We start from the raw sequence: 19539 nt of genomic DNA on the forward strand, positions 1-19539 counted from the left end.
TACGTTCTCCTTATTAAGCACTGGCCATGCCAGTTATTTTAGCGTGACCAGCTGCGCGTGTTGCAGCTTCAGCCCGCACAGCTTTGCGTACAGTAACCATTACGTTGATAAACATCATCAACATACCAGTCACAAAGAACATTCCGCCAATTGCACGCATTGCATAGAATGGGTGCATAGCAGCCACAGACTCAACAAACGAGTACTGCAAATTGCCGTATTGATCAAATGCACGCCACATCAAACCTTGGGTAATACCTGATATCCACATAGCCGTGATATACAACAACACACCTATGGTAGCGAACCAGAAATGTACCTCTATCATCTTTTGGCTCCACATTTTGGTATTCCACAATTTAGGAATCATGTGGTAAAGCGATCCAAAACTAACCATTGCAACCCAGCCCAAAGCACCTGAGTGCACGTGACCTACAGTCCAGTCAGTGTAGTGGGACAACGCATTCACATCTTTCAGCGCCATTAATGGACCTTCAAATGTGGACATACCATAGAATGACAACGCCACAATCAGGAAACGCATAATTGGATCTGTACGCAATTTATCCCAAGCACCTGACAAAGTCATAATCCCGTTAATCATACCGCCCCATGATGGCAACAACAGCATAATAGAGAATGTTGCAGCAAGCGTTGAAGTCCAGTCTGGTAAAGCAGTCCAATGCAAGTGATGCGCACCAACCCACATATACAAGAAACCTAGCGCCCAGAAGTGGATGATAGACAAACGATATGAGAATATAGGACGACCAGCTTGTTTAGGTACGAAGTAATACATCATTCCCAAGAACGCAGCTGTCAAGAAGAAGCCTACTGCATTATGGCCATACCACCACTGTGTCATTGCGTCCTGCACACCGGAAAACAAACTATAAGATTTCATCGAGAACAAGCTTACAGGCACAGCTAAATTGTTAAATGTATGCAATAAAGCAGTAGCCAGAATAAACGCCAGGAAGAACCAGTTTGCAACATAGATATGCGGCTGCTTACGGCGCATTATAGTGCCTACGAACAAGGCCAGATAAGTTACCCACACCACTTCAACCAGGATATCAATAGGCCATTCCATCTCGGCGTACTCACGCGCCTGACTGTAGCCCAGCATATAGCTGATACCGCCCAGCATAATTGCTGCCTGCCAACCCCAGAAAGTAAAGGTTGCCATGCCATCGCTAATTAAACGTGCCTGACAGGTACGCTGCACTACATAATATGAAGTAGCAAATAATGCACTACCACCAAAACCAAAAATCACCGCGCTTGTATGCACTGGACGTAAACGACCAAAAGTAATATAAGGAATATCAAAGTTCAAGAAAGGCCACGCCAGTTCAGACGCTATGTACACGCCAACTGACATCCCTATCAAGCCCCAAACTACGGCCATGATTGAGAATTTCTTAACTATGTCAAAATTGTACTGCTCTAAACTACTTACTTCTGTAGCCGCCATGGGAGTCTCCTACGCCGCTGTATCTATGGAAAAGAATATACTAACTTCGGCATTTTACCTGCGGCAATATGCCGCACGCAAGCTTTTATGTTTATCATTTTTTAAATTGGTTCCATAAATTTCTTAAATACCCAATTATTAAGGATATTTTTATCTTATTAACTGCCGGATATCACTGGCTATATCTGAGGGCACCTCACCATAAGGCATCCGCAATCGCAATCGCCCATCAGCGTCATAGATGTAAGCAAACGCACTATGATCCATCGCATAATTACCCGATGCATCAACAGGTTGCTGACGATAATAAACATTAAACTCTTTTGCCAATGTTGAAGTATGCTCAACGTCCGTATATAGCCCTAAAAAATTCGGGTTAAACGCTGGAACAAATTGCGCCAATTTATCTTGAGTGTCTCTTGCTGGATCTAGCGTAATGAATAGCACTTGAACTTTATTTGCATTCTTACCTAACAGCGTCATAGCCTGGGCAAAATCATACAAAGTAGTGGGGCAAACATCAGGGCAATGGGTATATCCAAAGAACACCGCCACTACTTTACCGTGGAAGTCCGATAAGGCTCGATGACGCCCATTATGATCTGTCAGATCAAAGGCCTGAGCATATTTGGCACCAGTTACATCTTCGGCAACTGTATTTTTTAGCGGCACCACTGTTGGCGCGACCGGACCACACCCAGCCAAAGCCAGCAGCAGCCAAAATTTATGCATATCACACTTGCGCCATTGCGACTAAAGGCATATCTGCCAATCGATAACGTCCCGTTTGCACAGCAACGGCTAAATCAGCCAACGTCATTTGATTTAGCATCTCTATCACTTTTTCTTTAATAGGCAACCAACGCGCATGCACAGGGCATGCAGTCTCATCACTACAACGCTTCAATCCTAGCAAACAACTTTGCGTGAAATCAGCGCCCTCCGTTAATTGTAACAACCGCATCAATGAAATTTGCGCAGCCGGTTCCCGCAAACAAAACCCACCTAACCGCCCACGAAAAGATGACAATAATCCGCCCTTACTCATCGCTTGCAAAATTTTGGCCAAATAGGGTGCCGGAACGTTTAATCGTTCCGCAATGTCTTTGTTCAGCACAGGTGTATTGGGTGGCTGTGTAGCCATATAAATCATTGCCTGCACCGCGTACTGGCTAGTTCGAGAAAGTATCACCGCATCACCTATAATCTATCAATAAGCCTAAAAACACCACCGCACCCAACCAATTATTATGTAAAAACGCCCTAAAGCACTTTGCCGGATCACGATCGCGTATCAAATAATAATGATAGCCCGCAATAATTCCTGCAACGATCAATCCCAGAAAAAAAGGCGCGCCCCGATGATACTGCCAGCCCACTGCTGCCAGCAATCCAAGCGCAATCACATAAGACAACATAACTGCGGCAACATCAAATCGCCCAAAAGTAATCGCTGAAGTTTTAATCCCTATTTTCAAATCATCAGCCCTATCTACCATGGCGTACTCAGTATCATACGCCACAGCCCAAAAAACATTAGCTAACAATAGCCACCAAGCTTGCACTGGCACCATGCCCTGTGTCGCAGCATATACCATAGGGATGCCAAACCCAAATGCCACACCCAAATATGCCTGAGGGATCGCAAAAAAACGCTTGGTATATGGGTAACTTGCCGCCAATGCCACTGCCGGTATAGACAACCAAATCACTAACCGGTTAAGGGGAAGAATAAGCAAAAAAGCCAATATGGATAATCCTGCCGCCAATAACAGCGCTTCTTTTGAAGAAATGCGCCCAGCAGCCAAAGGACGATGCTTAGTACGAGACACATGCGGGTCAATATCGCGATCCGCGTAATCATTCACCACACATCCCGCCGAACGCATAAGCACAGTACCGAGCAAGAATATCCACATCACCCACCATGATGGGTGCCCAGCAGATGCAAACCACAAGCCCCATAAGGTTGGCCACAGCAATAACAATATTCCGATGGGCTTATCCAGGCGCATCAGTTTTTCATATTGCTCAAGACGCTCAATTAAAGTCATAAATATCTAATCGCTGGTAAAAACACTTCCGTCACCAAAATCTGTTTTGACGCCAAAACAAAGACTGAGCGGCGCGCCCACAAAGATTGAGGTGGCTCAACCATACGCCTTACTGCTGCCGACCATAAAGGATGCCGGCTATCCAGCCGTCTGAACTGCAACGACTCACGATATACTTTCGGGTTAACAAACAAAGCCGCACCCAACGGGCGGTTGCCCAACCGCCTCAGTCGCGCCCAAGCGCCTACCATACTGGCATAAGGCAAAACACTGTGCGCGTAAACTACTGGTTTATCAGCACAGCACAACGACACATCCCTCAATAAACTGTGCCGCCGCCGGCCTACCAATGCAAATTCATCACTATATGCATAGGCACGTCTTAACGATACATTTTGTACTGAAAATTCAAGACATCGTGCAGTTATACGCTGCGTCAATGATCCCTGATCAACCAACCAAGGACGCAACCAAACAGGGGCGCCTAGAGGATATTCATGCCAAACTGAACTCGTCATTACATCATCGTTTAATATAATTCATCATGGCTTTATATTCCGTCATATCCACCGGTTCAAATTTAGGAATACCTGCACCACGAAAACTTTGCATCGCAAATTGATCTTTGTCTGCATTAAGCAGCGCCTGAGATATTTTCTGCTTAAACTCTGGTGGATAATCACCACGAACTGCAAAGGTCAAATGCGGACCACCCTCACTCTGAATTATCATATTAAAGTCCATACCACCACTGTTATTCCACATTTCATAAACACCTGCGTTCGGCACCCCGATGTCTATCAAATGGTACTTAAATGCAGTGTATAGCGCGTCAATATCACTGTAGTAAGTGACACTCTTAAAATAAGTCGCAGGATTAATTTTCAAATCACGCAGCTTCGCCATAGCCAACAGTGTCACCATGGACTCTTTGTCTGTAAACCCTATCCGCTTACCCTTCATATCTTCCGGAAACGCTATCCCAGAAGACGACGGCGCAACAAACGTAGCCGCTATCTGCCCAGGTACTCGCACGATAGGCTCATAGCCAGCGTTTGCATAAGCATCCATCACAAAAGTAGCTGGCCCAAACATTAAACCAAAACGCTTCTGCTTTGCTTCGAGCATAAGCTTGTCATAGCTGCGTGACACATCTATCTTGACAGGTGCGCCTAACACCCGACTTAAATAGGCAGTAAATCCTCGCGCATCCTGCACGGCCTGTATCGGGCTACGGTTATAGTCAAGAAAACCAATAAATATTGTATCTGCAGCTTGTGCTGACACCACTACCAAAAACAAACCTAATGCTAACAACCATTTCTTCATTATGACGCCCCTTTTTTATAATCAATCCGCAAGATTGTAACATGTGATTTTAATTACGGCTGTGCGGCTACTCAAGCTTTCCCAAACTCTTGCTGCACACCCAGCCAACGCGCAATATGCACCTGCACCGCATCCGGATAATGTAACAGCATATCAGCTGCTGCAACTTGTGCCTGCTCTAGCAGTTCAACATCCTCTGCCAAATTCGCATACCGCAACATTGGTGCACCTGATTGCCGCGCACCCAAAAACTCACCAGGACCACGCAACGCCAAATCCTCTCTGGCAATATAAAACCCGTCCGAACTTTCAAAGATTACTTTTAGCCGCGCCCGTGCCAGCTGTGACAATGGTTGCTGATATAACAGCACACACGCACTCTTCGCCGCGCCACGCCCGACCCGACCACGCAACTGATGCAATTGCGCCAGCCCCATACGTTCTGCGTGCTCTATCACCATCAATGAGGCATTAGGCACATCCACCCCGACTTCGATCACCGTAGTCGCCACTAACAGGCCCAGTTCCCCTGACGAAAATTGCGTCATGACCGCAGCTTTATCACGACCACTCATACGTCCATGCACTAATCCTACGCCCACCCCTGGCAATGCCGCCGACAATGCCGCATGAGTATCTATTGCAGTTTGTAATTGCAGTTTTTCAGATTCTTCAATTAATGGACACACCCAATATACCTGACCGCCCTGGTTACACTTATCACGCACCCAGCCAACCAATTCTTCACGTCGCGCATCACTGACCAGCTTAGTCACGATAGGTGTGCGCCCAGGCGGCAACTCATCTATCACCGAAACATCAAGATCCGCGTAATAACTCATCGACAAAGTCCGTGGTATCGGCGTTGCACTCATCATCAGCTGATGCGGCTGTACGCCTTTCTGTCGCAACGCCAAGCGCTGTGCTACGCCAAAACGATGCTGCTCATCAATCACGGCCAGTCCTAACTGATGGAATTGCACTTGCTCTTGAAATAATGCATGCGTACCTGCCGCCAACATCGCCTCACCAGATGCCAATTCATCCATTGCGATTTGCTTGGCCCTCTTACTTAAACTCCCGGTCAGCCAAGCCACCTTCACACCCAGTGGCGAAAACCACGATTGTAATTTGTAATAATGCTGTTCAGCCAAGATTTCGGTTGGTGCCATAAAGGCTGCCTGATAACCACCGCCAATTGCCTGCGCTGCGGCTAACGCTGCCACCACCGTTTTACCGCTACCCACATCACCTTGCAATAAACGCTGCATGGGATAGTCCACTCCCATATCATCACGAATTTCATGCCAAACCCGCTGTTGTGCATGCGTCAAAGCAAAAGGCAGGTTTGCCAGTAGTCGCTGGGGAAAATCCGAGGTCGTACTGATGGATGGCGCACCTAAAGCCCGTCGTGACTGCCGAGCGAGTCGCAACGATAACTGCTGCGCTAACAACTCATCAAATTTAATTCGTCGCCAGGCGGCATGGGTTTTATCAATTAACGCACTCAATGCGACATCGGGAGGTGGGTGATGTAAAGCCCGCACACTTGCAGCGAAATCCAGCAACTGGAATTGCTCAAGCACCGTATCAGGCAGGCTATCCGTCAAATCTGCCTGCGCCAATACCAGACCAATTTGCTTACGCAATAGCGTCTGCGACACGCCCGCTGCGGCAGGATATACAGGCGTCAAACTTTCTGGCAAACCCATATCCACACTCACCACACGGCAGCGTGGATGCACCATTTCCAGCCCAAAAAAACCACTTCGTGCCTCGCCCACAGCACGGATAATATTGCCTATCGTAAATTGCTTGGTTTGGCTGCCGTAAAAATGCAAAAATCGCAAACTCAATTCGCCTTCTGCATCTTGTATACGCGCGACCAGCTGTTTCCGTGGTTTGTATTGCACTTCACAATGTGTCACCACACCCTGCACTTGCGCTAATTGCCCATGCAGAATATTAGCAATAGGCGTAATGCGAGTCTCGTCCTCATAACGCAACGGCAAATGCAGCAGCAAGTCTGCATATCGCGCTAAACCTAATTTAGCAAAAACCGCTGGCAGCGCAGCGGTCATATCTACGGATGCAGTCGCCATAACCAACTATCCTAGTGCCATCACTCCATCAGCCTCAACTGCCGCGCCACGAGGCAGCGCCGCAACACCTACTGCCGCCCGTGCAGGATAGGGTGCGACAAAATATTCAGCCATGATTTCATTTACCTTAGCAAAATTACCTAAATCCGTTAAAAAAACATTCAGCTTCACAATATCCGCCAAGCTACCGCCCGCCGCCACAGTTACCGCCTGCAGATTTTTAAATACCTGATGTATCTGCGCTTCCACGCCATCAACCATTTGCATAGTTGCTGGATTCAACCCAATTTGCCCAGACAGATAAACCGTATCACCCACTTTCACCGCTTGTGAATATGTACCTATTGCTGCTGGTGCCGCATCTGTGCTAATAATTTGCTTGCTCATAGCCATTCTCAACGTATTAAAAATATAACTATAACACCCATCAAACTAAGACCAAAAAACCCTTTACGACCTTACTTTTAACCCAACCCCCATTCCAGAATCAATTACTATAAATTCTGGATATTTATCGGATTTGTGCTATATATATGTGTATACATTGTCTTACGATGCATATAGATCAAAGGAGAATTATCATGGACATGTTCATTTCAGACTTCATCATCCACATTCAGGAAACATTAACTGAACAGGAGATGAATGATATGACCGATGCTGTGCGTGAACACGCTTGCGTGGTCAGCGCAGGATCACCCTCAAAAACAAATCACTTGCTAATGGTTGCTTATGATACAGATTGCGCCCGCTCAAGCGAGATACTAAAACATGTCACCAATCATGGTGTACATGCGTTTTCTGTCGGTCTGTAGTTTACTTGGTGTGGCTTATGAGCGGCGCGCTGTGGGAACAGCGTACCCATGGAGTGAAGAAATAAGCAACGGACGAGAGACCGACATCAACGGGACTTTGGGGTTCTCGCGCAGCCTTAAAACAGGCCACGAACAATATTCACAATGCGTCCAAACCAGCCCGCCTTCTCAATATTCTGCAATGATACCAATGGTACGCGAGTAACTTCCTTGCCATCCATGCTCAAAATGAGCGTACCAACTCGCTGACCGCGCTTCAGTGGTAGCGGTATCTGCTGAAAAACAGTCGCGCTAGATGTTAGTTGAGGATAACGTCCATTGGGAACACTCACCCACACATCCTTTAAACTGCCGATCGTAATCTGGGCAGGGCTTGCCTGATTCTTGCGCACAGTAACAATTGCTTGGGACGCACTATAGGCACGTCGCGTTTCAAAGAAATTATATCCATAATTTAGCAACGCCTCAGCCGCTTTCGCACTCCCTGTCCTTGAGCTAGAACCAAGCACCACGGCAATCAAATGACGGCCTTTACGTGTGGCAGTTGCATCCAGACAATATCCCGCCTCATCCGTATGGCCGGTTTTCATCCCCGTCACGGTAGTGTCACTAAACACTAACGGATTCCAGTTCGCTTGCGTTACCTTATTATATGTAAAAGATTTTTCACCAAAATAATGTAGATACTGTGGATACTGGCGAATAATATCTTCCGTCAAAATAGCAATGTCATGCGCGCTGACTAAATGAGTCGGCGTTGGCAGGCCATCTACGTTATCAAAATGGGTATGCGTCATGCCCAGCTGAGCTGCTGTTGCATTCATCATCTGCACAAAACTATCCGCATTACCCGCAATAGTTTCAGCCAGCGCCACAGCCGCATCATTCCCAGACACCACTACCATGCCCTGTATCATCTGCTCTACCGTTGCAGGCAAATCAGGCTGCAGGAACATAGTTGACCCGCCAGCCTTCCACGCGGCCACGCTGACAGGAACAGATTGATCCAGTTTTAACCGACCTTGTGCCAATGACTGCAAAGTAATATATGCAGTCATCAATTTGGTCAGACTGGCGGGTGGGACTTTCTGCTCAGCTTCACGAGCAGCCAATATTTGTCTAGATGCTGGGTCCACTAAAACGTAATTACGTGCATCTACGTCCGGTGCATCAGGGATAGCAGGAAGGGGGGCCGCGATAGCGCTAGTTTTCAGCAACACACCACACAATAACGCACCAACAACACGCGACGAAGAAAATAACTGCATAAACATCCCCTTATATTAATAGATTAAATTTCTGTAAACGCTAAGCACAACTTGGCAAGCACAAACTCACTGTGATAACAGACACCACTCGGCAGATTTAGTGCTGAAAAAATCAACACACCCTCATTTAATCTTACCCAATTTGGCTTTCAACGCGATGACATACAAAACAGAGTGCCTAGTTCTCAGGCAATTCGAATAGATAACAGCATTACTGCGTATTAGCGCGACTATCCTTATTACGATTTTTGACACGCATAATGCGTACAACCTCAGGTAAGCGACGCAACGCCCGCATAATACGCGCGAGATGCATACGCTGCTCGACTTGCAAAGTGAAGTGGATGGTAGTGTATTGACTGCCGTCTTCCTCTTCCATTGAAACATTGTCGATATTCGAGCCTTCATCAGCAATTGCGGCCGCAAGTTTAGCAAGTACGCCACGCTGATTGAGAACGATAAGTTTGATATTCACATCAAACATTTTATGCAGATCAGGTTCCCACTCCACATCCAGCCATTTATCTGGATCATCACGATAATGTTTAATCGCGCTACAGTCGTGAGTATGAATCACTAGGCCTTGATCAGACTTAACAAACGCAATAATCGGGTCGCCAGGAATAGGGCTACAACATTTAGCCAGCTGCACCGCTACCCCTTCGGAACCACGAATAGTGATTGCGCCGTGCTGACGAGGATTCGGCAAGTTCTGCTCCTGCATCATTAATTGTCGAGCGACAACGATATTGAGTCGTTTACCCAGGCCGATATCCGTTAACACTTCTTCGCGAGTTTTACCCGTTTCCTTATGTACGCGATCCCAGCAACTTGGACGTATCTGCGTAGGGTCTGCACCCAATGCACGGAAGGCCTGATTGAGTAGCCGTTCACCCAGCACTACCGATTCTTCAGCATGCATGGTGCGCAAATAATGACGGATATGAGCACGCGCCTTACCAGAAACGACAAAATTTACCCAGGCCGGGTTAGGTCGCGCATTAGGCGAGGTTACCACTTCTACCTGATCACCATTACGCAACAATGTACGCATGGGCATCAATTCGCCATTAACTTTAACCGCAGTACAATGATTACCTACATCAGTATGCACCGCATAAGCAAAATCGACTGCCGTCGCACCACGTGGTAAAGACAAAATTTTGCCTTTAGGCGTAAACACATAAACTTCGTCAGGGAATAAATCGACTTTAATGTGCTCCAGAAACTCCGCCGAATCCCCGCCACCTTCTTGTATTTCCAACAATGACTGCAACCATTGATGCGTCTTCTGCTGTACATCATTGATAGTAGCATCACTGGTTTTATACAACCAATGCGACGCCACGCCTGCCTCGGCAAGCTTGTGCATATCATGGGTGCGGATCTGGATTTCTATTGGCGTACCAAATGGACCAAACAATGTAGTGTGTAACGACTGATAACCATTGGCTTTAGGTATGGCAATGTAATCTTTGAATTTACCGGGGATAGGTTTATATAAACCATGCAGACAGCCCAGCGCGAGATAACAGGAAGGGATATCGTTAACCAGCACACGAAAACCATAAATATCAAAGACTTCAGAAAATGCCAAGGATTTTTCCTGCATTTTCTTGTAAATACTGAACAAGTGCTTTTCGCGACCGGTTACCAGCGCATCGACTTTACCATCAGCCAGTTTATGGCCAATAGCTTCACGCACCTTTTCTATCACCTCTCGCCGATTACCACGTGCAGCTTTGACTGCCTGGGCCAATACACGATAACGATTAGGGTAAAGATAATGGAAACTCAAATCATCGAGTTCTTGATACAGGCTATTCAGCCCCAGGCGATTAGCAATCGGCGCATAAATATCCACCGTCTCTTGCGCAATACGGCGCTGTTTTTCTGGCGCCATTGAATCCAGCGTCCGCATATTATGCAAGCGGTCAGCCAATTTAATCAGGATAACGCGTACATCTCGCGCCATCGCCAGCAACATTTTGCGGAAATTTTCCGCTTGTGCGTGGACAGCTGTCTGGAATTCAATTTTATCTAACTTGGAAACACCATCAACCAGATCGGCAACTGGCTTACCAAATAGCGCAGCTATTTCTTCTTTGGTGGTTGGTGTATCTTCCACCACGTCATGCAATAAGGCAGCCATTAAGGCTTGTGCATCCAGATGCCATTGCGCCAAAATTCCCGCCACAGCGACAGGATGACTAATATAGGCTTCTCCGCTTTTGCGAAACTGACCTTCATGCGCGGCACGACTATACTCAAACGCAGCCTGTACCTGAGCAGCATCCTCAGCTTTTAAATAGCTTAATTCCGGGCTGATTTGCTCAAGTTCAGGCATGATAACGCAGTCTTATTATGCACGACCGCGATTCAGAATTTCACGACCTACTTCACCAGCAGCGATTTCTTTCAAGGCCAACACAGTCGGCTTATCACGACCCGCTTCAACTTTAGGCGTATGCCCATTGGCCAATTGACGTGCACGATAAGTTGCTGCCAAAGTCAATTCAAAACGATTGTTAATATTTACCATGCAATCTTCTACTGAAATACGTGCCATTCTGATTCCTAACTTAATGAAGTAAATAATTCCGCATGACGTGCACGCTGATCATTCACGCGTAAACGACATGCCCTTAACACTGCCTGCAAATCAGCTAATGCAGTATCAAAATCATCGTTAATGATAACATAGTCGAACTCGCCCATATGGCTTATATCCTCACGCGCCGCTGCTAAGCGACGTTCGACAACTTCAGCACTATCTTGCCCTCGACCCTGTAAACGTTGCTGCAACACAACTAACGATGGTGGCACAATGAAAATACCTACGGCATCAGCGAATAATCGTCTAACTTGTTCTGCCCCTTGCCAATCAATCTCTAACAAAACATCCTGCCCAGTCGTCAATGCCTCGCGTATCCATTGTTCTGACGTACCATAATGATTGCCGTAAACCTCGGCACTTTCCAGAAAAGCCCCATCAGCGTGCATCGCCATAAATTCACCGACGCTGACAAAATGATAATCCTGTCCATGCACTTCACCAGGTCTGGGCGCTCGCGTTGTATAAGAAATAGACAATCGAACGTGCGCATCTCGCTCCAGCAATGCATGAACCAAACTGGTTTTGCCTGCCCCCGAAGGAGCAGTTAGAATGAGCAGATTTCCAGTCATATATTTCCCTTATTTATGTCCAATTCGACCAGCGTTCCTGATTCACCCTGTATAGGCTACTGTTCTTGCAGCCTGGGAGATGCTATCTGTAAAGGCTGCGGGCGCACCCAGGCCGAAGTAGATCAATGGTTGTTTTACTCTAACGAACAAAAACTCGCCATATGGAAACGCATTAACACGTTAGACACCATACGAACACGCACGCAGCACAATTAAGCCTCGAATAATACCGTAATTTCCATATTATAAAAATCCGACAACGCAAACCGAAGCAATTCGGCCACCTGAATTAAGTCATCGGAACTTAAATGCCAGCATCACACTCTTGCATACACCCCATTTCAAAGAAAGTGTTTCCCATGTGTTTCATAACTAAAAAACGTATATTTATGCTCGCAATAGCACTGACCGCACTACCAGCAGCATCTGCCATAGCGGGTGAAGATGACGGCTTTGCACCGGGCGGCACGGCAATAGATCACCACACCGAACAATTTACCAATCTTAAAATCGTCATGGATCTAAAAGCGGAAAGCCCCGCCAGCACAGGTTTTGGCGCAACAGTTGCGGCACGCATCCTGTCTCACCCTGGTACGCAACTCATCGTCATTATTGAGGGCCCAGGCATAACCACATTTGCCAAGAAAAACTATCTCGACCATCAAGGTATAGTTGATAACTGGGTAGAGCTTGCGCAAAAGGGTGTACACATAGAGTATTGCGGCAACTCCGTGCGCGGAGCCGGTTTAAAACCGGCAGATATGATAGGGCTTAGTGAAAAAAACCCAGCCACTGTCAATTCTGGCGCATTTCCATCTCTGGCTCATTATGAATCTTTAGGTTACAACCCCATCGTCACTACACTGCTGGAAAAATAACTCAGTTTCAACAATCAGCGATGCGGGTACTCAGTTCAATTGCCCCATCGCTAACTTGATCCTGCAATCTACTCAATATTTTGTATCTGCTCACGCATTTGCTCTATCAATACTTTCAACTCCATCGCCACTTGCGTGGTTTCTACGCTGACCGATTTTGAGCCTAACGTATTTGCCTCACGATTGAGCTCTTGCATCATAAAATCTAGCCGTTTCCCGACCACTCCACCTTTTTTCAGCATATCGCGCACCGCCTGAATATGCATTTGTAAACGCGACAACTCTTCATCAACGTCTATCTTCTGCGCAAACAACGCCACTTCCTGCGCGATGCGCTCATCTTCTCCATTCCCTACCAATTCCATAAAACGCTGTTTAATTTTGATCTGATATGCACTCATAATGGCAGGCAAATGTGGCTGTATCTGCACAATCTGTGCCTGCATAGCATCCAGTCGCTCAACAATATGCGCCGCAAGCTTTTCGCCTTCTGCCTGCCTGCTCAATATCAAGGCGGCCAATGCTTGATTAAATAATTCATTACAGGCCGCAGGTAAATCTGTCCAAGTTGTAGCTGCACTTAACACACCGGGCCAGCGTAAAATTTCTGCAACACTAAGAGTTGTTGCCTGAGTAAATTGCGCTGAAACTTGTTGAGACAAATCAGCCAACTGTTGCAATACTGACTCGTTCAATTGCGCATCACTTTCAGCGTTATTGCCAGCACTCAAACTAATACGGCACTCCAGCTTACCGCGAGTGATGAGCTGCTGGGCACGCTCACGCAAAGCTGATTCCAGCGCACGAAATTCGTCACCTGCACGAAAATGCCATTCCAGATAACGTGAATTAACGCAGCGCAAATCCAGACTAAGTGCTTGCCCATTTTGATTTAATGTCGCCGTGGCGTATCCTGTCATGCTATTAATCACAAAACTTCCTTTACTTTATGTCGGATAATCCCGAAAATTACATTTTAGCTAAGTTTGATCACACATAGCCCATCCATGTCCGCGCAACCAAACAATGCATTGCCTAACGGTTATCAGCTTATGGACTACCGTATCGTCCGTAAAATCGGCGGCGGCGGCTTTAGCTTAGTGTATTTAGCTTATGATGCCAATGATCAGGCCGTTGCGATTAAAGAGTATTTACCTGGCAGCTTGGTAAAGCGCGGTGAAAACGATTTGGTCGTCCCGATTGCAGATGATAATCTGCAAACTTTCCGCTATGGCATGCGCTTCTTTTTCGAAGAAGGTCGCTCGCTCGCGCGCATTTTGCACCCTAACGTAGTACGCGTGGAAAATTTCTTCCGTGCCAATGACACTGTTTATATGGTGATGCGCTATGAACGCGGCAAAACATTACAAGAATTTATCCGCTCACATCGTGGTGATATTCGAGAAAGTTTTATCCGCAGGGTTTTTGCAGAGTTATTAAATGGCTTACGTGAAGTACATACCCAGAAACTGCTACATCTGGATATTAAGCCATCCAACATTTACATTCGCATGGACGGCTCACCTGTACTGATAGATTTTGGTGCTGCCCGGCAGACGCTGACTAAAGAACAGCCCAAAATGATGACTATGTACACACCTGGTTTTGCTGCACCCGAACAGTATACCGACCCGACACAAATGGGGCCTTGGACGGACATTTATAGTATAGGTGCGACCATGTATGCCTGTCTGGCTGGCGGCCCACCGATAGCGGCTGATGTGCGATTGCTTAATGACAAGTTAATCCCGGCCACCAAAGCCTGGCAGGGAAAGTATTCTCATGAAATGCTGGCTATTGTTGATGAATGCTTACAATTAGATCATCTAGCCAGACCTCAAAGCGTTTTTTCATTACAAAAGGCGATTATGGAAACCAAAGATCTGGTTATCAAACCGCCGACATTGTTAGAAAATTTACGCAATACCTTATACAAAGATATTTTTTAATTTTCTGAGTCGAGAACCCCATGCGTTTTTCTATCTATCAAGCAAGTCGACAAGGTGGCCGTCGCTACAATCAGGATCGCATTGCCTATTCTTACAGTCGTGATGCGCTCCTGATGGTGGTGGCAGACGGCATGGGGGGGCATTTACATGGTGAGATTGCAGCACAAATTACCGTCAAAGTATTGGCTGAAACCTTTCAGAAACACACTAGACCAAAATTACGCGATCCTGCCAGTTTTTTGCATGGTGCAATTCAACGTGCTCACGATGCAATCAACGAATACACTCGCAAAGAAAAACTGCCAGAAGCACCGCATACTACCTGCGTAGCATGTGTAGTGCAAGATGACACGGCATGGTGGGCACACGTTGGTGATTCCCGCTTATATTTATTCAGTGACAATGGGTTAGTCGCTCGCACTAACGACCATTCCACCGTTCAGCAATTGTGTGATGACGGCTTGATCACAGAAGATGAGATGAAAATACACCCAGATCGCAACAAAGTATACAATTGCCTGGGTGGCTACCTCGTTCCCGAAATTGAAATTTCCCGCCCCATGCCTCTAGCAGAACAGGATTCAATTTTAATGTGCACCGATGGATTATGGGGCATGCTGACCACTGAACAAATTGCTACAACATTACGCACTTTCCCGCTTGCCCGCGCCATAGAATTCCTCATGGATCATGCAGAATTGCGTGCAGGTCGTCATGGTGACAACCTGTCGGTGATAGCAATGACCTGGGAGTCTCATGACACCAATGATAGCCAATCGGTTTCTACTGTTGCCATGCCAATTAACACGTTCACTACCAAAATGGATGAATTCACGCCATCTTCTGCAGACTTAGCAGAAGATGAAGTTGAACGGGCAATTGCGGAAATACAAAATACCATCAAAAAATTCTCCGAGAATAATCCTTAAGGATACCTAATGCGGCCGAGTCAACGATTAACCAACCAGCTTCGTGACATCCACATCACACGTCATTACACCAAACACGCAGAAGGTTCAGTACTTATACGCTGTGGTGATACCCACGTAATTTGTACTGCCAGCATAGAAGACAAAGTACCAGGATTTTTAAAAGGTAAAAATCAGGGCTGGCTAACCGCCGAATACGGCATGTTGCCACGCTCAACCAGCACGCGCATGGATAGAGAAGCAGCACGCGGTAAACAATCTGGCCGCACACAGGAAATACAACGTTTAATTGGACGCTCATTACGCGCAGCAGTTGATTTAAATGCATTAGGTGAACGTACCCTGCATATCGATTGTGACGTAATACAAGCTGATGGCGGTACGCGTACCGCATCAATTTCAGGTGCTTTTGTGGCCGCCCACGACGCCATCAACACACTGCTGCAAAAAGGCGCATTAACCGTAAATCCCATCCGTGATTTCGTCGCTGCCATTTCAGTAGGCATATATCAGGGCGAGCCGGTATTAGATCTGGATTATGCTGAAGACGCGGCTTGCGATACTGACATGAACGTGGTCATGACCGGCACAGGCGGGATGATAGAAGTACAAGGCACAGCCGAAGGCGCCGCATATAATCGCGCAGAGCTAAATGCCATGCTGGATTTGGCTGAGCATGGCATACAGCAGATTGTCGCATTACAACGTGCGGCACTTGCAGGCTGATGCTGCAAACAATCGTCATTGCCAGCAACAATAAGGGCAAATTGCGCGAAATCAACCGCCTGCTTGTACCATTGGGGTATGACGTACAGCCACAATCCAATTTCGGCGTACCTGAGGCCGAAGAACCCTACCCGACTTTTATTGAAAACTGCATAGAAAAAGCTCGCCATGCATCCAAACTTACTGGACTGCCAGCGCTAGCAGATGATTCTGGTATTTGCGTGTCAGCATTGGATGGCGAACCAGGCGTACACTCGGCTCGTTTTGCAGGTGAGCCAAAGTCCGACCTGGGGAACAACGCTAAGTTGGTAGCCGCACTCGCTGATAACCCACAACGGTCGGCCTATTACTACTGTGTAATGGTTTATTTAAGACATGCGCGAGATCCACAACCTATCATTGCCGAAGGCCGCTGGCATGGTGAGATTATTGATGCCCCTCGGGGCATAGATGGATTTGGTTACGACCCGCATTTTTTCATCCCCAGCCTCAATAAGACTGCAGCTGAATTATCACCAGAAGAAAAAGATGCGCTAAGTCATCGTGGACAGGCATTACAGCAGCTAGTTACCCAACTTGGAAATCCATGCTAATGCCATTGCAACACAACTTAACAGCACTTCCACCACTATCACTTTATATACACATACCTTGGTGCGTAAAGAAATGCCCATATTGCGACTTTAACTCGCACACTGCACGTGATGCAATACCTGAGCAACGCTATATTGAAGCGTTAACCCGTGACCTTGAAAGCGCCTTACCTCTCATCTGGGGGCGAAATATTCATAGTATTTTTTTTGGCGGCGGCACACCCAGCCTTTTCTCCGGTGAAGGGATAGATAATATTCTGACCACGGTGCGCAGTTTATTAAAGCTTGATTTCTTTGCTGAGGTTACGCTTGAAGCCAATCCTGGTACAGTCGAAGCCAATAAATTTCAAGAATTCAAATCTGCTGGTATTAACCGACTCTCTTTAGGCATACAAAGCTTTAATCCAGCACATCTAAGCGCACTCGGTCGTATACATAATGATCGTGATGCGCATAATGCTATTGGTATCGCTAAAGACAATTTTGATAACTTCAATTTAGACTTAATGTATGCGTTGCCTAATCAAACCCTGTTACAAGCCCAACAGGATCTCAATACTGCGTTAAGTTATACTCCTCCACATTTATCTTGCTATCACCTCACGTTAGAACCTAATACACCGTTTCTTCATCACCCACCCAGTCTACCTGATGATGATTTATCAGCCGACATGCAGGTGATGATAGAAACCACACTTGTAACCGCGAATTATCTACACTACGAAACGTCAGCCTTTGCGCAACCCCATCGCAAGGCAAAACACAATCTTAACTATTGGCAATTTGGTGATTATTTAGGTATTGGAGCCGGTGCTCACAGTAAATTATCATTTCATAACCGCATGATACGGCAGATGCGACATAAACTGCCACGCGAGTATATGGATCATGCACTCGTAGGGAATCCTGTCCAAACCGAGCACGAGATTTCCACCTCTGACCGTTCTTTCGAATTCATGATGAATGCATTACGCTTAACTAATGGCTTCGATTTAAGTTTATTCAGTGAACGAACAGGATTGCCAATCACGGCTATACACAAACAGCTTGAACTTGCTGAAGCTCAGCAACTCATCACCCGTGACCACATACATGTCACACCAACATTGCATGGTCAGCGCTTCCTCAATGATTTACTAGGTTTATTTTTAACGAGCTCAACATGACAACGGTACCACAATTCGAACGCACTGAGATACTAATAGGACAAACGGGCATAGCTACTTTAGCTAGCAAACACATATTTGTTGCTGGTTTGGGTGGGGTTGGTTCATATTGCGCTGAAGCCTTAGCTCGGGCAGGCATAGGCAGAATCACCTTAGTTGATCACGATCATGTCGCTCCTAGCAATATTAACCGACAACTTCCCGCACTACTATCCACCATAGGACTACCCAAAATTGATATCATGCGTGAGCGCATTATGAATATTAATCCAGCTTGTAAACTCACCACGCATCAGGTTTTTTTAACTACAGAAAACATGCTTGATTACGTTCCTGCAGATGCTGATTACGTCATTGATTGCATAGATTCCCTTAATTGCAAGGTTGCACTGGTTTCCACTAGCCTGCAGCGTGGACTGAATGTCGCTTCTAGTATGGGTGCAGGAAATCGGCTGGAGCCTAGCATGATCAAACTTGCAGACATTAGCAAAACGGAAATGTGTCCTTTGGCGCGCATTATGCGCAAACGTCTGCACAAGCTTGGTATCAGAAAAGGCATATTGACAGTATATTCCGACGAGCAACCTGCCGATCCCCTGCCACCCGTTGCTGTTGATGGCCCTGGTCGCGCACGGGCAGTGAATGGCACAATTAGTTACATGCCACCACTTTTTGGTCTTATGCTTGCAGGTGAGGTCATACGTAGATTACTGGCTAGTCAGAGCACATCAACAACAGAATCCATCTAAAAAATTCAATTACAGCAATGTCTAAATTACCCGCCACACTATATCAATCCAAAAACTTGATCTAGCACTGCTATCTAATATAGTAACGTCTAAACTAGACGCTAGAATCTCACAAGCAATAAAAAACCCCCACCAGATAACTGGAGGGGGTTTTTAGAATGGGGAGTCTGACGATGACCTACTTTCACATGGGTAATCCACACTATCATTGGCGCAGTCTCGTTTCACGGCTCTGTTCGGGATGGGAAGAGGTGGTTCCAAGACGCTATTGTCGTCAGACGTAAGGGGTGAGATGCTGATTAAATCAACATCTCTTAT

22 protein-coding genes and 1 rRNA gene are annotated in these 19539 nt (G+C 46.5%); 9 read left to right on the forward strand and 14 right to left on the reverse strand.

The annotated features are described in order from the left end of the window. Window positions 1–13: 13 nt before the first annotated feature. From ccoN to SFSGTM_RS14910, 8 genes are all read right to left on the reverse strand, one after another. Window positions 14–1477 carry a cytochrome-c oxidase, cbb3-type subunit I gene (ccoN, locus tag SFSGTM_RS14875; RefSeq protein WP_162085844.1) on the reverse strand — a complete coding sequence of 488 codons (1464 nt, stop codon included), beginning with the start codon at window positions 1475–1477 and terminating at the stop codon, window positions 14–16. Window positions 1478–1627: 150 nt separating this feature from the next. Then, window positions 1628–2209 carry an SCO family protein gene (locus tag SFSGTM_RS14880; RefSeq protein WP_162085845.1) on the reverse strand — a complete coding sequence of 194 codons (582 nt, stop codon included), beginning with the start codon at window positions 2207–2209 and terminating at the stop codon, window positions 1628–1630. Window position 2210: 1 nt separating this feature from the next. Next, window positions 2211–2669, reverse strand: coding sequence for an RrF2 family transcriptional regulator (locus SFSGTM_RS14885; protein ID WP_162085846.1), 459 nt, complete (start codon window positions 2667–2669; stop codon window positions 2211–2213). 4 nt (window positions 2670–2673) lie between these two features. After that, window positions 2674–3531: a 4-hydroxybenzoate octaprenyltransferase gene (ubiA, locus tag SFSGTM_RS14890; RefSeq protein WP_162085847.1), complete on the reverse strand. Its 858-nt coding sequence runs from the start codon at window positions 3529–3531 to the stop codon at window positions 2674–2676. Continuing rightward, window positions 3528–4049: a chorismate--pyruvate lyase family protein gene (locus tag SFSGTM_RS14895; protein WP_162085848.1), complete on the reverse strand. Its 522-nt coding sequence runs from the start codon at window positions 4047–4049 to the stop codon at window positions 3528–3530. Before SFSGTM_RS14895 ends, ubiA begins: the two co-directional genes overlap by 4 nt. Before the next feature lie 4 nt (window positions 4050–4053). Further along, window positions 4054–4860: a phosphate/phosphite/phosphonate ABC transporter substrate-binding protein gene (locus SFSGTM_RS14900; protein ID WP_162085849.1), complete on the reverse strand. Its 807-nt coding sequence runs from the start codon at window positions 4858–4860 to the stop codon at window positions 4054–4056. A 71-nt stretch (window positions 4861–4931) separates the two neighbouring features. After that, window positions 4932–6962 (reverse strand): ATP-dependent DNA helicase RecG, encoded by a 2031-nt coding sequence (recG, locus tag SFSGTM_RS14905; RefSeq protein ID WP_162085850.1) that lies wholly within the window; start codon window positions 6960–6962, stop codon window positions 4932–4934. A 6-nt stretch (window positions 6963–6968) separates the two neighbouring features. Beyond that, window positions 6969–7349, reverse strand: coding sequence for a RidA family protein (locus SFSGTM_RS14910; RefSeq protein ID WP_162085851.1), 381 nt, complete (start codon window positions 7347–7349; stop codon window positions 6969–6971). Window positions 7350–7543: 194 nt separating this feature from the next. Here SFSGTM_RS14910 and SFSGTM_RS14915 point away from each other — a divergent pair, with 194 nt between their 5' ends. Continuing rightward, window positions 7544–7777 carry an ATP-binding protein gene (locus SFSGTM_RS14915; RefSeq protein ID WP_162085852.1) on the forward strand — a complete coding sequence of 78 codons (234 nt, stop codon included), beginning with the start codon at window positions 7544–7546 and terminating at the stop codon, window positions 7775–7777. A 116-nt stretch (window positions 7778–7893) separates the two neighbouring features. Here SFSGTM_RS14915 and SFSGTM_RS14920 read toward each other — a convergent pair whose 3' ends face one another. The 4 genes from SFSGTM_RS14920 to gmk all read right to left on the reverse strand — a co-directional run bounded on the left by SFSGTM_RS14920 (window position 7894) and on the right by gmk (window position 12231). After that, entirely contained in the window at window positions 7894–9045 is a 1152-nt protein-coding gene (locus tag SFSGTM_RS14920) for a D-alanyl-D-alanine carboxypeptidase family protein (RefSeq protein WP_162085853.1), read from the reverse strand. Window positions 9046–9256: 211 nt separating this feature from the next. Further along, the gene (locus tag SFSGTM_RS14925; protein ID WP_162085854.1) at window positions 9257–11392 is read right to left on the reverse strand and encodes a RelA/SpoT family protein; all 2136 of its coding nucleotides are present in this window, start codon (window positions 11390–11392) and stop codon (window positions 9257–9259) included. 15 nt (window positions 11393–11407) lie between these two features. Then, entirely contained in the window at window positions 11408–11614 is a 207-nt protein-coding gene (gene rpoZ, locus SFSGTM_RS14930; RefSeq protein WP_162085855.1) for a DNA-directed RNA polymerase subunit omega, read from the reverse strand. 8 nt (window positions 11615–11622) lie between these two features. After that, a complete protein-coding gene (gene gmk, locus SFSGTM_RS14935) occupies window positions 11623–12231 on the reverse strand; it encodes a guanylate kinase (protein WP_162085856.1) in 609 nt (202 codons plus the stop codon). Window positions 12232–12246: 15 nt separating this feature from the next. Between gmk and SFSGTM_RS17340 the strand changes: the two genes are divergently transcribed. Continuing rightward, complete coding sequence (locus SFSGTM_RS17340; RefSeq protein WP_162085857.1) at window positions 12247–12447, forward strand: DUF1289 domain-containing protein; 201 nt, start codon at window positions 12247–12249, stop codon at window positions 12445–12447. A 173-nt stretch (window positions 12448–12620) separates the two neighbouring features. After that, entirely contained in the window at window positions 12621–13109 is a 489-nt protein-coding gene (locus SFSGTM_RS14945) for a DsrE family protein (protein ID WP_162085858.1), read from the forward strand. A gap of 68 nt (window positions 13110–13177) precedes the next feature. Here the strand turns inward: SFSGTM_RS14945 and SFSGTM_RS14950 are convergent, their stop codons facing one another. After that, on the reverse strand, window positions 13178–14041 hold the full coding sequence (locus tag SFSGTM_RS14950) for a YicC/YloC family endoribonuclease (RefSeq protein WP_162085859.1): 864 nt from the start codon (window positions 14039–14041) through the stop codon (window positions 13178–13180). Window positions 14042–14116: 75 nt separating this feature from the next. Here SFSGTM_RS14950 and SFSGTM_RS14955 point away from each other — a divergent pair, with 75 nt between their 5' ends. Genes SFSGTM_RS14955 through SFSGTM_RS14980 form a run of 6 tightly spaced genes read left to right on the forward strand, consistent with a single transcriptional unit; the run spans window position 14117 to window position 19221 of the window. Next, window positions 14117–15058 (forward strand): serine/threonine protein kinase, encoded by a 942-nt coding sequence (locus SFSGTM_RS14955; RefSeq protein ID WP_162085860.1) that lies wholly within the window; start codon window positions 14117–14119, stop codon window positions 15056–15058. Window positions 15059–15078: 20 nt separating this feature from the next. After that, window positions 15079–15987, forward strand: a complete 909-nt coding sequence (locus SFSGTM_RS14960) for a PP2C family protein-serine/threonine phosphatase (RefSeq protein ID WP_162085861.1) — start codon at window positions 15079–15081, stop codon at window positions 15985–15987. A 9-nt stretch (window positions 15988–15996) separates the two neighbouring features. Next, window positions 15997–16713 carry a ribonuclease PH gene (gene rph / locus SFSGTM_RS14965; RefSeq protein WP_162085862.1) on the forward strand — a complete coding sequence of 239 codons (717 nt, stop codon included), beginning with the start codon at window positions 15997–15999 and terminating at the stop codon, window positions 16711–16713. After that, a complete protein-coding gene (gene rdgB, locus SFSGTM_RS14970; RefSeq protein ID WP_162085863.1) occupies window positions 16713–17306 on the forward strand; it encodes an RdgB/HAM1 family non-canonical purine NTP pyrophosphatase in 594 nt (197 codons plus the stop codon). Before rph ends, rdgB begins: the two co-directional genes overlap by 1 nt. Continuing rightward, window positions 17306–18472, forward strand: a complete 1167-nt coding sequence (gene hemW / locus SFSGTM_RS14975; protein ID WP_232525996.1) for a radical SAM family heme chaperone HemW — start codon at window positions 17306–17308, stop codon at window positions 18470–18472. Before rdgB ends, hemW begins: the two co-directional genes overlap by 1 nt. After that, window positions 18469–19221, forward strand: a complete 753-nt coding sequence (locus SFSGTM_RS14980; RefSeq protein WP_162085865.1) for a tRNA threonylcarbamoyladenosine dehydratase — start codon at window positions 18469–18471, stop codon at window positions 19219–19221. The genes hemW and SFSGTM_RS14980 overlap by 4 nt, the downstream gene beginning before the upstream one ends. A gap of 165 nt (window positions 19222–19386) precedes the next feature. Here the strand turns inward: SFSGTM_RS14980 and rrf are convergent. Next, window positions 19387–19500: ribosomal RNA gene (gene rrf, locus SFSGTM_RS14985) — 5S ribosomal RNA — on the reverse strand. Between the last annotated feature and the right edge of the window lie 39 nt (window positions 19501–19539).

Origin of the sequence: Sulfuriferula nivalis, from assembly GCF_009937995.1 — a bacterium.
Taxonomy (GTDB): Bacteria; Pseudomonadota; Gammaproteobacteria; order Burkholderiales; family Sulfuriferulaceae; genus Sulfuriferula; species Sulfuriferula nivalis.

Coding starts and splice junctions, on each gene's coding strand:
- SFSGTM_RS14880 (WP_162085845.1), bottom strand. CDS start 2,209: ATGCATAAATTTTGGCTGCTGCTGGCTTTGGCTGGGTGTGGTCCGGTC.
- SFSGTM_RS14900 (WP_162085849.1), bottom strand. CDS start 4,860: ATGAAGAAATGGTTGTTAGCATTAGGTTTGTTTTTGGTAGTGGTGTCA.
- SFSGTM_RS14925 (WP_162085854.1), bottom strand. CDS start 11,392: ATGCCTGAACTTGAGCAAATCAGCCCGGAATTAAGCTATTTAAAAGCT.
- ccoN (WP_162085844.1), bottom strand. CDS start 1,477: ATGGCGGCTACAGAAGTAAGTAGTTTAGAGCAGTACAATTTTGACATA.
- SFSGTM_RS14980 (WP_162085865.1), top strand. CDS start 18,469: ATGACAACGGTACCACAATTCGAACGCACTGAGATACTAATAGGACAA.
- rdgB (WP_162085863.1), top strand. CDS start 16,713: ATGCTGCAAACAATCGTCATTGCCAGCAACAATAAGGGCAAATTGCGC.
- SFSGTM_RS14915 (WP_162085852.1), top strand. CDS start 7,544: ATGGACATGTTCATTTCAGACTTCATCATCCACATTCAGGAAACATTA.
- SFSGTM_RS14945 (WP_162085858.1), top strand. CDS start 12,621: ATGCTCGCAATAGCACTGACCGCACTACCAGCAGCATCTGCCATAGCG.
- SFSGTM_RS17340 (WP_162085857.1), top strand. CDS start 12,247: ATGTCCAATTCGACCAGCGTTCCTGATTCACCCTGTATAGGCTACTGT.
- SFSGTM_RS14920 (WP_162085853.1), bottom strand. CDS start 9,045: ATGCAGTTATTTTCTTCGTCGCGTGTTGTTGGTGCGTTATTGTGTGGT.
- SFSGTM_RS14955 (WP_162085860.1), top strand. CDS start 14,117: ATGTCCGCGCAACCAAACAATGCATTGCCTAACGGTTATCAGCTTATG.
- ubiA (WP_162085847.1), bottom strand. CDS start 3,531: ATGACTTTAATTGAGCGTCTTGAGCAATATGAAAAACTGATGCGCCTG.
- gmk (WP_162085856.1), bottom strand. CDS start 12,231: ATGACTGGAAATCTGCTCATTCTAACTGCTCCTTCGGGGGCAGGCAAA.
- rph (WP_162085862.1), top strand. CDS start 15,997: ATGCGGCCGAGTCAACGATTAACCAACCAGCTTCGTGACATCCACATC.
- recG (WP_162085850.1), bottom strand. CDS start 6,962: ATGGCGACTGCATCCGTAGATATGACCGCTGCGCTGCCAGCGGTTTTT.
- rpoZ (WP_162085855.1), bottom strand. CDS start 11,614: ATGGCACGTATTTCAGTAGAAGATTGCATGGTAAATATTAACAATCGT.
- hemW (WP_232525996.1), top strand. CDS start 17,306: ATGCCATTGCAACACAACTTAACAGCACTTCCACCACTATCACTTTAT.
- SFSGTM_RS14895 (WP_162085848.1), bottom strand. CDS start 4,049: ATGACGAGTTCAGTTTGGCATGAATATCCTCTAGGCGCCCCTGTTTGG.
- SFSGTM_RS14910 (WP_162085851.1), bottom strand. CDS start 7,349: ATGAGCAAGCAAATTATTAGCACAGATGCGGCACCAGCAGCAATAGGT.
- SFSGTM_RS14960 (WP_162085861.1), top strand. CDS start 15,079: ATGCGTTTTTCTATCTATCAAGCAAGTCGACAAGGTGGCCGTCGCTAC.